11 protein-coding genes are annotated in these 14,143 nt (G+C 67.8%); 6 read left to right on the top strand and 5 right to left on the bottom strand.

Going from position 1 to position 14,143, the window contains the following annotated elements:
- The first annotated feature begins 42 nt into the window (after positions 1-42).
- Entirely contained in the window at positions 43-573 is a 531-nt protein-coding gene (locus AC0KS4_RS21630) for a DUF3093 family protein (RefSeq protein ID WP_225328822.1), read from the top strand.
- A complete protein-coding gene (locus AC0KS4_RS21625) occupies positions 570-830 on the top strand; it encodes a hypothetical protein (protein WP_225328799.1) in 261 nt (86 codons plus the stop codon). The genes AC0KS4_RS21630 and AC0KS4_RS21625 overlap by 4 nt, the downstream gene beginning before the upstream one ends.
- On the opposite strand, the gene AC0KS4_RS21620 is transcribed toward AC0KS4_RS21625, so the two are convergent.
- A complete protein-coding gene (locus tag AC0KS4_RS21620) occupies positions 814-1,254 on the bottom strand; it encodes an STAS domain-containing protein (RefSeq protein WP_238956917.1) in 441 nt (146 codons plus the stop codon). The two genes, AC0KS4_RS21625 and AC0KS4_RS21620, sit on opposite strands and share 17 nt — an antisense overlap.
- Before the next feature lie 356 nt (positions 1,255-1,610).
- Between AC0KS4_RS21620 and AC0KS4_RS21615 the strand changes: the two genes are divergently transcribed.
- A complete protein-coding gene (locus AC0KS4_RS21615) occupies positions 1,611-2,849 on the top strand; it encodes an acyltransferase family protein (protein WP_225328801.1) in 1,239 nt (412 codons plus the stop codon).
- A gap of 90 nt (positions 2,850-2,939) precedes the next feature.
- Complete coding sequence (locus tag AC0KS4_RS21610; RefSeq protein ID WP_238956916.1) at positions 2,940-3,626, top strand: Rv0518 family GDSL lipase; 687 nt, start codon at positions 2,940-2,942, stop codon at positions 3,624-3,626.
- On the opposite strand, the gene AC0KS4_RS21605 is transcribed toward AC0KS4_RS21610, so the two are convergent.
- From AC0KS4_RS21605 to AC0KS4_RS21595, 3 genes are all read right to left on the bottom strand, one after another.
- The gene (locus AC0KS4_RS21605) at positions 3,611-6,931 is read right to left on the bottom strand and encodes a helix-turn-helix transcriptional regulator (RefSeq protein ID WP_238957397.1); all 3,321 of its coding nucleotides are present in this window, start codon (positions 6,929-6,931) and stop codon (positions 3,611-3,613) included. The genes AC0KS4_RS21610 and AC0KS4_RS21605 overlap by 16 nt on opposite strands.
- A gap of 277 nt (positions 6,932-7,208) precedes the next feature.
- The gene (locus AC0KS4_RS21600; protein WP_238957396.1) at positions 7,209-9,332 is read right to left on the bottom strand and encodes an acyltransferase family protein; all 2,124 of its coding nucleotides are present in this window, start codon (positions 9,330-9,332) and stop codon (positions 7,209-7,211) included.
- Between the two features lie 49 nt (positions 9,333-9,381).
- On the bottom strand, positions 9,382-10,245 hold the full coding sequence (locus AC0KS4_RS21595) for an alpha/beta hydrolase (RefSeq protein WP_255641572.1): 864 nt from the start codon (positions 10,243-10,245) through the stop codon (positions 9,382-9,384).
- 346 nt (positions 10,246-10,591) lie between these two features.
- On the opposite strand from AC0KS4_RS21595, the gene AC0KS4_RS21590 reads away from it, so the two are divergent.
- Positions 10,592-11,737, top strand: coding sequence for an LLM class flavin-dependent oxidoreductase (locus AC0KS4_RS21590; protein WP_238956915.1), 1,146 nt, complete (start codon positions 10,592-10,594; stop codon positions 11,735-11,737).
- A gap of 5 nt (positions 11,738-11,742) precedes the next feature.
- Positions 11,743-13,095, top strand: coding sequence for an MFS transporter (locus AC0KS4_RS21585; RefSeq protein WP_238956914.1), 1,353 nt, complete (start codon positions 11,743-11,745; stop codon positions 13,093-13,095).
- On the opposite strand, the gene AC0KS4_RS21580 is transcribed toward AC0KS4_RS21585, so the two are convergent.
- Positions 13,092-14,045 carry a cytochrome P450 gene (locus AC0KS4_RS21580; RefSeq protein ID WP_425326360.1) on the bottom strand — a complete coding sequence of 318 codons (954 nt, stop codon included), beginning with the start codon at positions 14,043-14,045 and terminating at the stop codon, positions 13,092-13,094. The two genes, AC0KS4_RS21585 and AC0KS4_RS21580, sit on opposite strands and share 4 nt — an antisense overlap.
- Between the last annotated feature and the right edge of the window lie 98 nt (positions 14,046-14,143).

The raw sequence follows: 14,143 nt of genomic DNA, 5'->3' as shown, positions 1-14,143 counted from the left end.
TTGACATCAGAGACGACCAGAAGCGACACCCAACCGAAGCCGTTGTTCTACGAACCCGGCGCCAGTTGGTGGTGGGTGGCGTCGGGCCCCGCCGCGGCGGGGGCCATGGTCCTGATCGAAATCTGGAGCGGTGCCAAGGTGTCGTTCGTGGTCCCCGTGATCTTCTTGGTCCTGGTGTCGGCCTTCGTGGGGTTGCAGGTGAAGGCGGCACGGATCCACGTCTCGGTCGAGCTGACCGAAGACGCCCTGCGCCAGGGCACCGAGACGATCTTGGTGCGCGAAATCGTCAGGGTCTATCCCGAGCCCGAGAACCACGAAGCCTCCGGCAAGGAGCTGGCGCGATGGCAGTCGGCGCGGGCGCTCGGCGAGCTGGTCGGGGTGCCGCGCGGGCGGATCGGTATCGGCCTCAAGCTCACCAACGGCCGCACCGCCCAGGCGTGGGCGCGTCGTCATCGTCAGCTGCGGGCGGCCCTGACGCCCCTGGTCCAAGAGCGGGTGGAGCCCACCGGGACCGATGTCATCGACGACGAAAGGGACGACCTCCCTGATGACCAGGCCGGGCCCGCGCAATGATCGCCAGCTACCGGGCGGTGGTCGAGCTCGTCGTGGCGGTTGCCGCCCTGGCGGGCTCGGGAATCAGCTGGACGCGCTCGCATCACACCGTGGCCGTCGCGCCCATCGCCGAGGGGCAGCCCTTCACCACGTCGGTGGTTTACGACCCGCAGCTGTTGCTGCTGACGCTGGTGCTGTTGACGTGCGCCGGCGTGCTGGCGGTCGTCGGAGCAGCCAGGCTGCGGCGTTCCCGTTCGGGCGCTACGGCGTCTTCCTGACCAGCGGCAACGCCATCCGGCGGCGGATCCTGATCGCGTCGGCCCGATCGCGCAGCGCCTCCTGAACAGAGCGCATCAGCGGGAAGCTGACGTCGTGACCGGTGTCCTCGAGCACCTCGGTGACCGCCGAGCTGGCCACCAGCGTCCAATCAACGCCGGCGGCGCGACAATCGGCGTCGAACGCGTATAAGAGCGAGATAGCGGCCTCAGCAAACTGGCTGAGATCGGCGACGTCGAGTACCAAAGGGTTTTCCCCGAGCGTGAAACGCCGAATGTGGTGACTGACGCGGTCGACATTCGCGTCATTGATTTCGCCGCGAATATGCACCACGGTCGCCAGGTGCCGATAGTGCGCGCGCACCTGAGCGCCCTCGCACTCAAAGACGCAGTTGTCCTGGTGACTCCCGGTGCCTGCGCTCGTCATGAGGACCCCTCACTCTCCGTGCCGCTCGCGCCGGCCTTGGAGGGCGCCTCCCCGCTCACCAAAGCCGCCTTAAACGCTAGGCCGCAAGCCTAAGGAGACCGGTAGCCACGCCTAACTCTTTGCTAAGAAGCGAATGAGGTTTCCGGGCGGAGCAAACCTCCGAAATTCGCCGTGGGCGCTCCGGGCGGCGCTGAAGGCCGTGTGCCACACCACAACCGTCCACGCATGCCGGCGATTGCGCTGCTAGGCTGCCATGGCTGCCGGTTGCCAGTCGGGGGGCTTGCGAAATGGCGAGATCGCCCGCCTCAGCCGATAGCGGGAGAACGGAACGGCAGGATCCAGACGGGAAGAGCAGCGTGCGGGGCGGAGAGATCCGGGGCGAAATCAAGGCCCTGACGGGACTCCGTATCGTCGCCGCGGTCTGGGTGGTGCTCTTTCACTTCCGGCCGATGCTCGGGGATGCGTCGCCCGACTTCCGCGATGCGCTGGCCCCCGTCCTCAATTGCGGCGCCCAGGGCGTCGACCTCTTCTTCATCCTCAGTGGATTCGTCCTGACGTACAACTATCTCGACCGGATGGGCCGGTCCTGGTCGACCCGCGCCACCCTGCACTTCCTGTGGCTGCGGCTGGCCCGGGTATGGCCGGTGTATCTGGTCACGTTGCACCTGGCCGCCCTGTGGGTGATCTTCACGCTGCATGTCGGTCACGTGCCCTCGCCGGACGCCGCTTCGCTCACCGCGATCAGCTACGTGCGCCAGATCCTGTTGGTGCAGTTGTGGTTTGTGCCGTTCTTCGATGACTCGAGTTGGGACGGGCCGGCCTGGTCGATCAGTGCGGAATGGCTGGCGTACGTCCTCTTCGCCCTGCTGGTGTTGGTGCTGTTGCGGATGAAGCAGGCGACGCGGGCGCGCAGCCTGATGGTGCTGGCGTTCGCGGCGTCGTTGCCCCCGGTGGTGATGCTGCTGGCCAGCGGCCACTTCTACACGCCGTGGAGCTGGCTGCCGCGGATCGTCACGCAGTTCACCGCGGGTGCCCTGGCCTGTGCCGCCGTGCGCAGACTGCGGCTGACCGACCGTGGCCGCCGCGTCGCGGGGTACATCTCCCTGCTTCTGCTGGCCGCCATGGTGGGCGTCCTGTATTGGTTTGGCGCACACCCGATATCCGGAGTGGTGGAAAACGACAGCGGCGGCGTCGTCGACGTGTTGTTCGTTCCGCTGGTGATCTCCCTGGCCGTCGGCCTGGGGAGCCTACCGAGGGTGTTGTCGACGCGGGCGATGGTGTACGGCGGTCAGATCTCGTTCTGCCTGTACATGGTTCACGAATTGGTGCACACGTCCTGGGGTTGGGCCGTGGAACAATTCGAGCTCGCAACGCAGGACAACCCGTGGAAATGGAACGTCATCGGCCTGCTCGCGATTGCCGTGGTCCTGTCGATCGTGTTGTATCACGGCGTCGAAGAGCCCGCCCGCCGTTGGATGCGCAAGATGGTCGATGTCAGGGCCGTGAACGCGAGAAGTGATCCCGGTGAGTCAACGAACGGCAAGCCGCATCCGATCGACCGTCCGCTGGAAGCGATTTCGGTCCGCGCGGTGTGATGGCTGCTTTTGCGCCCGGCCGTGATTCGCGGGCAGTATTCGATGAGTACATGGCGGCACCCGACCATGCCGTTGACAGTGGAGGTAAGAGTGAGTCGTCTGGCCACCTTTCTCATTGGGGTGAGTTTTCTGGGGGGCGTGGGCATCGCATACCCGCCGCAGGTGCGCACTTACGAGACGCTGACGCTGGACTTCCGGCTCAATCACCTGGCAGTCATCGGGGATTCGTACACCACCGGCACCGATGAAGGCGGCCTGGGCGCGCGGTCATGGCCGTCGCGGGCGTGGCAGACGCTCGGCGCGCGGGGTTCGCGGGTTTCGGCCGATGTGGCGGCCGAGGGCCGCGCCGGTTACGCCGCGCCCGGCGACCACGGCAGTACCTTCGAGGACCTGACCGCCAGGGCCGTCCACCCCGATGACGCGCTGGTGGTGTTCTTCGGCTCCCGCAACGACCAGGATATCGATCCTCTGCTGCTGACCGAAAAGACCCACGCCGCTTTGGATCTGGCGCGCCGATTCGCCCCGGCCGCGCGTTTGCTGGTGATCGGGCCGCCGTGGCCGACCGCCGACGTTCCGCCGTCGATGTTCCTGATTCGCGACATCCTCGGCGGTGCGGCAGGGGCCGCCGGGGCGACGTTCATCGACCCGATCGCCGAACACTGGTTCGTCGGCAGGCCCGACCTGATCGGCCCCGACGGCGTGCACCCGAACGACGCGGGGCATCAGTACATGGCGGACAAGATCGCACCGCTCATCCGTACTCAGCTCTCGACGTGACGGGCCGCCTCCCGGGCGAGCTGGACCCGCGATGACACGGCAAGTTTGGCGTAGACGTGCGTCAGGTGGGTCTGCACGGTGCGTGGTGAGACGAACAGCCGCGTCGCAATGTCCTTGTTGGGCAACCCTTCGCTGACGAGCCGGACGACGTCGCGCTCGGTCGGCGTGAGTGACTCCCATCCGCTGGCCGGGCGGCTGCGCGTGCCGCGGCCGCGCTGCGCGTAGGCGATGGCCTCGGAGGTGGACAGGGCGTTGCCCTCGGACCAGGCGGATTCAAACTCCTCCTGCCCCAATGCTTCTCGTATAGCAGCCAGCGAAGCATCGTAATCCGCTTGAAACACTCTGAGCCGTATTTCGCGATGGCGCTGCCGCATGCCCTCGGCGGCGCCGAGGAGCCGCGCGGCATGCTCGGCGTTGGTGTCGGCGGCCAGGGCGGCGAGGCATTCGAGTGCTTCAGGCAGGCGCAGGTGCCCGCCGGTGCGCTCGGCGACCTCGATCGCGTCGTGCAGGTCGCGTTCGGCCCGCTGCGGCTCACCCTGGGCAATGGCGACCCGCCCTCGTGCGAGAAGCGCCCACGCGCGAAAACTCCCGGGAACGACCGCGATGGCATCGTCGGCCCAGCGGCGGGCGCCAACCAGATCGCCGCATCCCATGGCGGCCTCGGCCATCGGCACCGTGCTCCGGGTCAACAGCTCCTTCAGCGGGTACGTGTGCCGCCACGCGGCGTCGCAGGCCTGTTTGGCGGCGGCGGCGTCGCCGGCGGCCAGTGCGGCAATGGCCAGGGAGACGTAGGTCGAGTCCTCATGAAAACCGCCCAGGGTGGCGCCAATCTCCAGGCCGGCTTCGGCCGCCGCGCGCGCCGCGCCAGGATCGGTGTACGCGAGGGCCTGCGCCATCGTGATGAGACCGAAGGTCTCCATTGGGCGGTCCGCCGCGGCGCGCGCCTCTTCGACCAGCGAACGGAATACGAGGAGCGCCTCGGCCAGCTTGCCCTGTACTGCTAGTGCACTCCCTAGGAACGTGCGGCTATACCGCGACATGAAGCTCTCGCCGAGCGCGTCGGCGAGGATACGCCCCTCCTCGCCGGCCGCCTGCCCAGCGATGGGATTTCCGGCGACGCCCTCGGCGAAACTCTGATAGGCGCGCAGGTGGCAAAGCGCCGCAGCATCTTTCGAGGCACGAGCCAGGTGTACGCCCTCGGCGAGATACGGTTCTGCCAGCTCGGTGTTGTTGACCGCCAGCATGCCGCAGGTGATCAGGCAATGTGCGACGAGCGCTTGGTCGCCGAGTGCGCGCGCCGAGGCCAGTGCCTCCTCCGCTCGTTGCAGGCTGAACGGGACGGAGAACCAGACACCCAGTAGTCCGGCGTCGGCGACCGCCCGTATCCAGACCTCGGCGGCGACGTCCGCGTCGCGGTAGCGCTCGTCGTCGAACACGGCGGCGAACCCGGCCACGCCCTCGCGGAACCGTCCGCGCGACACCCATAGCCGCTGCAGCGCCGACACCAACCGCAGCGCCGGCCCGAATTCTCCGGCGTCGCAACTCCACCCGTGCGCCGCCCGCAGGTTATCCATCTCGAGTTCGGCCCAGGGGACCAACGGCGTGCCGTCGCCGCGCGTCTGCGACGCCAGCGCCACGGCGGCCGCGGTGTAGTGGTCGCGGTGCCGGGTCCGCACCGCCTCGGCTTCGCCCGACTCCGCCAGCTTTTCCAAACCGTACTGACGGACGGTCTCCAGCAGGCGGTAGCGCATCATGCCGTCGACTTCCTCGGTGACGATCAGCGATTTGTCGACGAGCAGTCCGAGCTGATCGACGAGCTGAAAGTGCTCGACGTCCGCGTCGGCGCCCACCGCGTGGGCGGCATCGAGATCGAAGCCGCCCATGAACACGGCCAGGCGGCGAAACAGGATGCGCTCGGGCTCGGTGAGCATGGCGTGCGACCAGTCGATGGAGGCGCGCAGCGTCTGTTGACGGCGGACCGCGGTGCGCGCGCCTCCGGCGAGCAGGCGAAAGTTGTGATGCAGCCCGTCGACGATCTGGGACAGCGACAGCGTGCGGATACGCGCCGCGGCGAGCTCGATCGCCAGCGGCATGCCGTCCAGACGCCGGCAGATCTCAACGATCGCGGCCGAATTATCTTCGGTGAGACGGAAATCCGGACGCGTACGTCGGGCCCGGTCGACGAACAGATCGACGGCTTCACCATCCACCGACAGCGACGGCACGCGCCACGTCAGTTCTCCGGCGATGCCGATCGGCTCCCGGCTGGTCGCTAGCACGGTGACATCCGGGCCAGCATCGAGGAGGGCGATGGCCAGGGCCGCGCTGGCATCGAGCAGGTGCTCGCAATTATCGAGGATCAGCAACATCTTTCGGTTGCGGACGAACCTCGACAGCGTCTCCATGGTGGAGCGGCCCGGCTGGTCGGGCAGCCCCAAGGTCCGCGCCACCGTCACGGGTACGACGAGGGGATTGGTCACCGGGGCAAGATCGACAAACCAAGCGCCGCAGTCGAACTCGCCGGCGATCAGGTCGGCGACCTGTACCGCCAGCCGTGTCTTTCCGACACCGCCCGCCCCGGTCAGGGTCACCAGCCTGTTGGCCCGCAAGATCTGCCCGATGTCACTGATCTGGGTGCTGCGGCCGACGAAGGTGGTCAACTGGCTCGGAAGACGGGAACTGGCAACGTCATTCGCCGATCGCAACGGGGGGAAGTCGTTGCGCAGACCGGGATGGTTGAGTTGTACGACCCGTTCTGGCCGCGGCAGATCCCGCAGTGGGTGCTCGCCCAGCTCGGTCAGCCAGGCATCGGGGGGTAGTCGGTCGATCACCAACGGCTCGGTCGCGCCGGACAGCACGGTCTGCCCCCCGTGGGCGAGGTCGCGCAGCCGTGCGGTCCGGTTGATGGTGGGCCCGGCGTAGTTGCCGGCGTCGCGCAGTTGGATCTCCCCGGTGTGCAGGCCGATGCGGATGCGGATCGGCGGCTGCACGGTTAGCTGCAACTCCAGTGCGCACGCGACGGCGTCGCTGGCGCGCGCGAACGCGACCACGAAGCTGTCGCCCTCACCCTGTTCGACGGGCCGCACGCCGCCGTAGCTGGCGACCAGATCGTTCACGGTGTGGTTGAGCTGTTCCAGCGCGGTTGTCATCGTGTCGGACTGGGTTTCCCACAATCGCGTCGAGCCCTCGACGTCGGCGAGCAGCAACGTCACGGTTCCAGTGGGCAGCTCGCTCACGCTCAGCTCGCTCCAGTTCAGCAGCGGCATGTCCGCCGGCGGATCAATGCTGATCATGTTAGCCAGCATGCGGGCGTGAGGGGTGCAAAACATCAGCACAAACGCGTAGAACTCGACCTGATCCATGCCGATTTACCCGCAACGTTACTTTGCTACGGGCGTTCTAGTCTTCCGCGTGGCGCTCGTAGTCCCACCGCTCCAGGCGATCCTGCAGGTGGAGCAGGCCGACTCCGGCGAAGGGCGCAGCGACTGCGATGCAGACCAGCAGCAGTGGAGACATCATCTAAAACCTCCAAGAACCCTTCACTGATCTGACGTTCGTCCGCCGCGAGTAGTTCATTGCCGTTCACCCGTCCGCCACGGCGCGGTCCACCAGCACACCCATCACGGGCGCCAGCAGCCGCGCGTACTCGGTCGTCACGTGGTTGTCATCGCGGAACACCAGGGTGTTGCCGACGATCAGCGGGCAGCGGTCGGGGGCGCAGAACAGGTCGGTCAGGTCGGCGTAGTGCCCGCCGTTGCCGACGGTCGCGTCGCGCTCGGCGGCGATCCCGTCGTCGTTGACGGCCGCGGATCGCGTTGGCGCACAAGCGGTTGCGTCATCGAGGTGCGCGGACAGGCAGGTCGGCCCGGACGAATGCGGATCGGCGGCGGGCCCCAGCACCAGGACGGTGGCGCCGGTGCCGCGCAATTGCGCCACGGTGCGTCCCAGGGTGTCGATCCACGCCGGGTCGTAGGAGGTGAAGCCGAAGTCCCCGCCGTAGCGCCGACTCATGTCCAGCACCACCAGCCGCGGGTGTTCGGCGTTCATCCGGGCCATGATCTGGGCGCGCCACTGTTCGCATTCGGTGTACTCGCGGCCCAGATACGGGCTCATGATGTGCAGGTCCTGCAGCGGGCAGGTCACCTTGGCCAGCGTCTCCAGCCGCCAGTGCCGTTGCTCGGCGAGCTGCTCGAACGCGGGGTTCCACATGGCGGCGTGCGAGTCGCCGATCAGGGCCACGGTCGTCGGCGAGCCGGTGTCACCGGTCGCGCATTCGCTTTGGCCGACGTCACGCCAGGACCGCACACAGCCGTTGACGAACACCGCGGCCTTGTCGGCCGGCGCCTTGTCCAGGGGCGGGTCGAGGTTCGACGGGACGGCGCGCAGGCCGGCGGCCCCCGCGAGGATGACGTGCGCCTGGTCGAAGGCCTGACGGACCGCGGCTTCCTGCGGGCTGACGGCGGGGACGCCGGCCGGGGGCGCCGCGACGATGTTGGCCCGCGGCGCCGCAACCCCATGGCCCACGGGCGCGGGGATCACGTTGAGCAGCAGCATGCATGCGCACGCGGTGGCGGCGCTGGCGCCCCCCGCCACGACCAGGCTGACTTTCGCCGATCGGCGCAGGGCGGCGGCGAAGCGGCCGGGGTTTTCCACCAGATGCAGGGTGATGACGGCCAGTCCGGCGGACACGGCCGTCGCGCTCAGCCGGGCCGGTAGCCCCGCCGGCTCGCCGAGCAGCGCCGGCATCAGCAGCAGCACCGGCCAGTGCCACAGGTACCACGAGTAGGAGATTCGGCCGATGGCGCGCATCGCGGGGCGGCACAGCAGCCGGCCGGGCCCGAGTCCGCCGGTGACGGCGCCGCCGCCGATGATCAGCGCGGTGCCCAGCACGGGCAGCAGCGCCTCGGTTCCGGGGTAGGGGGTGTGGGCGTTGAGTTGGGTGCAGGTCAGCAGGATCAACGCCAAACCGCCCCAGCCGACGATCGACGCGGTCAGCAGCGACAGGCGGCGCCACTGCTCGATCGACAGCGCCACCAGGCCGCCGGCCGACAGTTCCCAGGCCCGGGTCGGCAGCGAGAAGAACGCCCACGACGGCGACGTGTGGGTCCACAGCGCGCCGGCCGTCAGCGACGCGGCGGCCACCACCGCGAGGACCGCCGCGTACGGCGCCGCGCGCTTCGCGGTGCCGCGCAGGAGCGGGACGCGCTGGACCAACCACGCGGTGGCGATGATCAGCACCGGCCACACCAGGTAGAACTGCTCCTCAACGCCCAGCGACCAATAGTGCTGGAACGGCGACGGCGCGTCGGTGGTCAGGTAGTCGGTGCCGTGCAGGGCGAATCGGTAGTTGCCGACGTACAGCGCGCTGGCGATGCCGTCGAGGAACACGCTGCGGGCCTGCAGCGGCGGCAGCACCGCGGCGGCGGCGATCGCGGTGACGGTGCCGACGATGGCCGCGGCCGGCAGCAGCCGTCGGGCGCGCGCACCGTAAAACCGGCCCAGCGCAACGGTATTCGTGGTGGCCGCTTCCCGAAAGAGCAGCCCGGTGATGAGGAAGCCGGAGATGACGAAGAAGACGTCCACCCCGATGTAGCCGCCGCTGACCCCGGGGATGCCGGCGTGGTAGAGCACGACGGCGATCACCGCGACGGCGCGCAGTCCTTCGATGTCGGGCCGGAATCCCCTTCGGGAAGTCCGCCGCCCCACGCGGTGTGGGCTGCCGGCGACTGATTCCTCCCGAAGTGTCATCGTTGGCTCAGGTCGCCATCCAGGCCAGTTCGCCGGGTAGTTGGCTGCGCCAGTAGGCGACGTCGTGGCCGCCGAGCGAGAAGCTGCCCGCCGGTGGCGTCTTCAACTGGTAGACGAATTGCTTTGTGGCGAAATAGAAGCGGTCGAAGTTGCCGCAATCCACGCGCAGCGGAATGGAATTCAGCGCCGGCAAACCCATCACGCTGTTCTGCACGAAGTCCTCGTTGCTGTCGAATGCGCCGGGGGCGCTCGTCGCGTACGACGTGTACAGGGCCGGGCTGATGGCGCAGATTCCGGCGGTCCGGGACGGGCCCAACTTGGCGCCCAGACGAAGCGCCCCGTATCCGCCCATCGACCAGCCCATGAAGCCGACCCGGGACGTGTCGAAACCCATCGTGGACAGCATGGGCAGCAGCTCGTCGAGCACCATCGCGCCCGAGTCCTCGCCGGAAGTCCTTTTGTGCCAGTAGGTGTTGCCGCCGTCGACGCCGACGACCGCGAACGGCGGCTTGCCCTCCTTGGCCAGCCGGGCCAGCCCGTCGGGCACGCCCATGTCGATCATCTGGTTGGCGTCGCCGTCCACACCGTGCAGCGCGATCACCGGACGCAACATCTTGCTCTGGCCGGGCGGCATGGCGATCACGTAGTTGGTCTTGATCCCCCCACGGGCGGCCGACACGAACGACCCGGTGAGTCTGTTCGGCAGGGCGCTGCCCGCCGTCGGCGGCTCGAACGGGGCGGGAGCTTGGGGCAGCGTCGCGGCCTGCGACGTCTCCGCGGCCAGCAGCGAGCTGAACGCGTACACGCCGGCGGCTCCGAGGCTGGCACCGGCGCCCATCCGGAGCACCGCCCGGCGTGTGAGGTCAGGCATGATCGCAATGATGCCGCCCGCAGCGGGGATTACCCGCCGAGCCACGCCGTATTGGAAGCATTGTGTTATCTGGCGTGACCTTTCGGTCACGATGCGGTGATCTTTACGGGCGTCGGGCCTTGATCCGGCGCGGTCACCCTTCGCGCCCGGTTGCGGCGTCGGCTCACATCGTAGCGGTGGCGACGCGGCTTGCCACCACCGGAAACATTGCGATCGTATTGCCTTCTGGCGCAGCGGCAGACCCCCGTGCCGGGAATGCAATCTCGAAGGTTTCAACCCTCGCCCGACGGCCGTGGATTGCGAAGGATGGAGCTTTCTGTGCACAGGGGCGAAAGAGGATTGTGACGTGAGTCTCGCGTTTCATTGGTTTCTGCCGACCTACGGCGATTCGCGGAATCTGGTCGCGGGCGGGCACGGCACGCCGATGTCCGGCGGCCGGCCCGCCACGCTGCGGTATCTGCACCAGATCTGTACGGCCGCCGAAGACAACGGGTTCGAGGCGGTTCTCACCCCCACCGGATTGTGGTGTGAGGACGCGTGGTTGACGACGGCGATGCTGGTCGAATCGACCGAGACCCTGAAGTTTTTGGTCGCGTTTCGGCCCGGGCTGCTCAGTCCCACCCTGGCGGCCCAGATGGCCGGGACCTTCCAGCGACACTCGGACGGACGGCTGCTGCTCAATGTCGTCACCGGTGGTGAACCGCACGAGCAACGGGCCCACGGGGATTTCCTGGACAAAGAGGCGCGCTACGCCCGCACCGCCGAGTTCTTGCATGTGGTGCGGCAACTGTGGACCTCCAACGAGCCGGTCACCTTTTCCGGCGAGCACATCCGGGTCGAAGGCGCGCAACTGAACAACCCGCCCAACCCGATACCGCGGGTGTTCTTCGGCGGGTCGTCGGCGGCCGCGGGGCCGGTCGCGGCCAAGCACTCCGACGTGTATCTCACCTGGGGCGAGCCGCTCCCGGCGGTCGCCGAGAAGCTGGACTGGGTCCGTGGGCTGGCTGTCGACGCCGGCCGAATTCTCCGGTACGGCTTGCGGATTCACGTGATCAGCCGTGATACGGCCGCCGAAGCGTGGGCGGAGGCCGACCGGTTGCTGGCGGCGATCGACCCGGCCGACATCGCACGGGTCCAGGACAGCTTGGCGCGCAGCGAATCCGAGGGCCAGCGCCGCATGCGGGAGCTGCACGGCGGTGACAGCAGCAAGTTGCTGGTCGCGCCGAACCTGTGGGCCGGCGTGGGCCTGGTGCGTGGGGGAGCCGGCACCGCCCTGGTCGGGTCGCACGCCGAGGTCGCCGAGCGGCTGGCCGAATACGCCAAATTGGGTATCACCCACTTCATCCTTTCGGGTTATCCGCATCTGGAAGAGGCCTACTGGTTCGGCGAGGGCGTGTTGCCGATTCTGGAGCGGATGGGATTGTGGCGCCACCCCAACCGCCAGACGCACCCGTCCGGGGCGACACCTTTCGCGGTCGCGTCGGCGCACTGAGGGTCATGGCAGCCACGTTGCCCGCGGCGCCACCCGCCGCCGGATCAGCCGACGCGCATCCAGTCGGTGAAAGCTCCGAGCAGCAGCGCCGGCGGTTGCGCATCGTCGTCGCGGCGAGCCTGTTGGGCACCACGGTCGAGTGGTACGACTTCTTCCTGTACGCGACCGCGGCCGGACTGGTCTTCAACAGGGTGTTCTTTCCGAATGAGAGTTCTTTGGTGGGAACACTATTGGCGTTCGCGACCTTCGCCGTCGGGTTTGTCATGCGGCCCATCGGGGGCGTGGTGTTCGGTCACATCGGTGACCGGATCGGTCGCAAACGCAGCCTGGCCTTGACGATGCTCATCATGGGCGGCGCGACGGCGTTGATCGGGCTGTTGCCGACCGCCGCGCAGATCGGGGCGTGGGCACCGGTGCTGCTGCTGGTGTTGCGCGTCCTGCAGGGTTTCGCGCTCGGCGGCGAGTGGGGCGGCGCGGTGCTGCTGGCCGTCGAGCACAGCCCCGACGACCGGCGCGGCCGCTATGGGGCCATCCCACAGGTTGGGCTGGCGCTCGGACTGGCCATGGGCACCGGCATCTTCGCGTTCTTGCAGATTGTGTTGGGGCCGAGCCGATTCCTCGCGTACGGCTGGCGCATCGGCTTCCTGCTGAGTCTGTTGTTGGTCGTGATCGGCATCGTGGTGCGGTTGCGGGTCGACGAGACTCCGGCATTCCGGGAGCTGCAAGATTTGCAGGCCGCGTCCACCGTGCCGATCCGCGACATCGTTCGCGAGCCCCGCTCGCGGCGCAACACGCTGCTCGGGTTGCTGTCGCGGTGGGCGGAAGGCTCGGCGTTCAACACCTGGGGCGTTTTCGCGATCAGCTACGCGACGGGAGCGCTGGGACTGAATCGGGTCTCGGTCCTGGTCGCCGTGACCATCGCCGCGTTGTTGATGGCTGTGCTGCTGCCGATTTCGGGACGATTGACCGAGCGCTTCGGTGCGCGACGGGTGTACCTGGTCGGCATCGCCTGCTACGGCCTGACGGCCTTTCCCGCCTTCGCCCTGTTCGGCACCAGGAAGCTGCTGTGGTTCGGCCTAGCGATGATCATCGTCTTCGGCGTCGTGCACGCCCTTTTCTACGGGGCGCAGGGCACGCTGTACTCCGCGCTGTACCCCACGAACACCCGCTACACGGGCCTGTCGTTCGTCTACCAGGTCTCGGGAATCTACGCGTCCGGGGTCACCCCGATGATCCTGACGGCGCTGATCGTCGCCCTCGGCGGGGCGCCGTGGCTGGCGTGCGGGTATTTGGTTGCGACAGCGGTCATTAGCGTGATCGCCACCGCGCTGATCCGCGAGCGCGACTTGTATCTTTAACGGACGCTGAAAACGCAGCGGAGTGTTTGGGGTCCGCGGATGGCCGGGTTGTCCCGCCAAATCGGTGCCCCGCACAGCTCCGGCCGGCGCGCCAGGATATGTCGTAACGCGATGACCATTTCAAGTCGGGCAAGTGCTGCACCGACGCAATAGTGCGCGCCGTAGCCGAAGGCGAGTGGCGCCGGCCCTCGCCGGTCGGCCTGGAATTGGTTGGCCTCGTTGTAGACGACCGGGTCTCGATTGGCGGCGGCGAGCACGACGAGCGCCGGTTCGCCCGCGCGAACCGCGATGTTGTCGATGATGTGGTCCTGGGTGGCGGTGCGTGTGACGGCCTGCACGGGACCCTCGAGGCGTAGCAGCTCCGTGACAAGGACGTCGTTGACAGAGTCGATGGTGTCGATCGGTCTAACGCCGTCCGCAGTGGGAGTCAGGAGCCGAACCATGGCCGAGCCCAATAGGTTTGCCGTAGTTTCGTGGCCGGCTATGGCGATCACGATCGCGGTGATGACGACGTCGTCGAGCTCTAGATTGGGGTCTGCGCTGATGAAACTCAACAGGTCGTCGCCGGGATGGCGGCGACGGTCGGCGGCCAGCGGAAGAAATTCGGTCAGCAGGGTCGCGAAGGCGGCGGTTCCCGATTCGATGGCATCGACATCGTTGAAATCACCCAACATTCGGCTGATCGCGGGCGACTCCGCACGTAGGAGTCGCGTTGAGTCAACGTCCAGTCCGAGCCACGCCGCCGCGATCGCGATGGGCAACGGCAACGCGATCCGGGCCATGAAGTCGAAGTCTTCTCTGGCGGGAAGAAGGTCGATCGTCTGGGCGGCGATGGCATCGACACCCTCTTGGAGTCCGGTGATGAATGATCGGGTGAAGACGTCGCGAACTGCGCCGCGTAGCCGGTCATGGCTCGCGCCGTCAGCGAACAACATGTTGCGTCGCAGCATGTCTGGATCGGCGGCCAAGGTGCCGAGCGGGGCGTTCGAGTTCGCCAGCGGGTCGCTGGTCCAGCCTGTTCCGCCGAGGATCTGCCGCGCGGGATGGT

It is taken from the genome of Mycobacterium sp. NTMscope_MAC_12, from assembly GCF_976985675.1.
The sequence above is the reverse complement of the archived record's forward strand: the minus strand, read 5'-3'. Positions and strand labels throughout refer to the sequence as shown.

Coding starts and splice junctions, on each gene's coding strand:
- AC0KS4_RS21620 (WP_238956917.1), bottom strand. CDS start 1,254: ATGACGAGCGCAGGCACCGGGAGTCACCAGGACAACTGCGTCTTTGAG.
- AC0KS4_RS21595 (WP_255641572.1), bottom strand. CDS start 10,245: ATGCCTGACCTCACACGCCGGGCGGTGCTCCGGATGGGCGCCGGTGCC.
- AC0KS4_RS21585 (WP_238956914.1), top strand. CDS start 11,743: ATGGCAGCCACGTTGCCCGCGGCGCCACCCGCCGCCGGATCAGCCGAC.
- AC0KS4_RS21625 (WP_225328799.1), top strand. CDS start 570: ATGATCGCCAGCTACCGGGCGGTGGTCGAGCTCGTCGTGGCGGTTGCC.
- AC0KS4_RS21580 (WP_425326360.1), bottom strand. CDS start 14,045: ATGCTGCGACGCAACATGTTGTTCGCTGACGGCGCGAGCCATGACCGG.
- AC0KS4_RS21605 (WP_238957397.1), bottom strand. CDS start 6,931: ATGCTGGCTAACATGATCAGCATTGATCCGCCGGCGGACATGCCGCTG.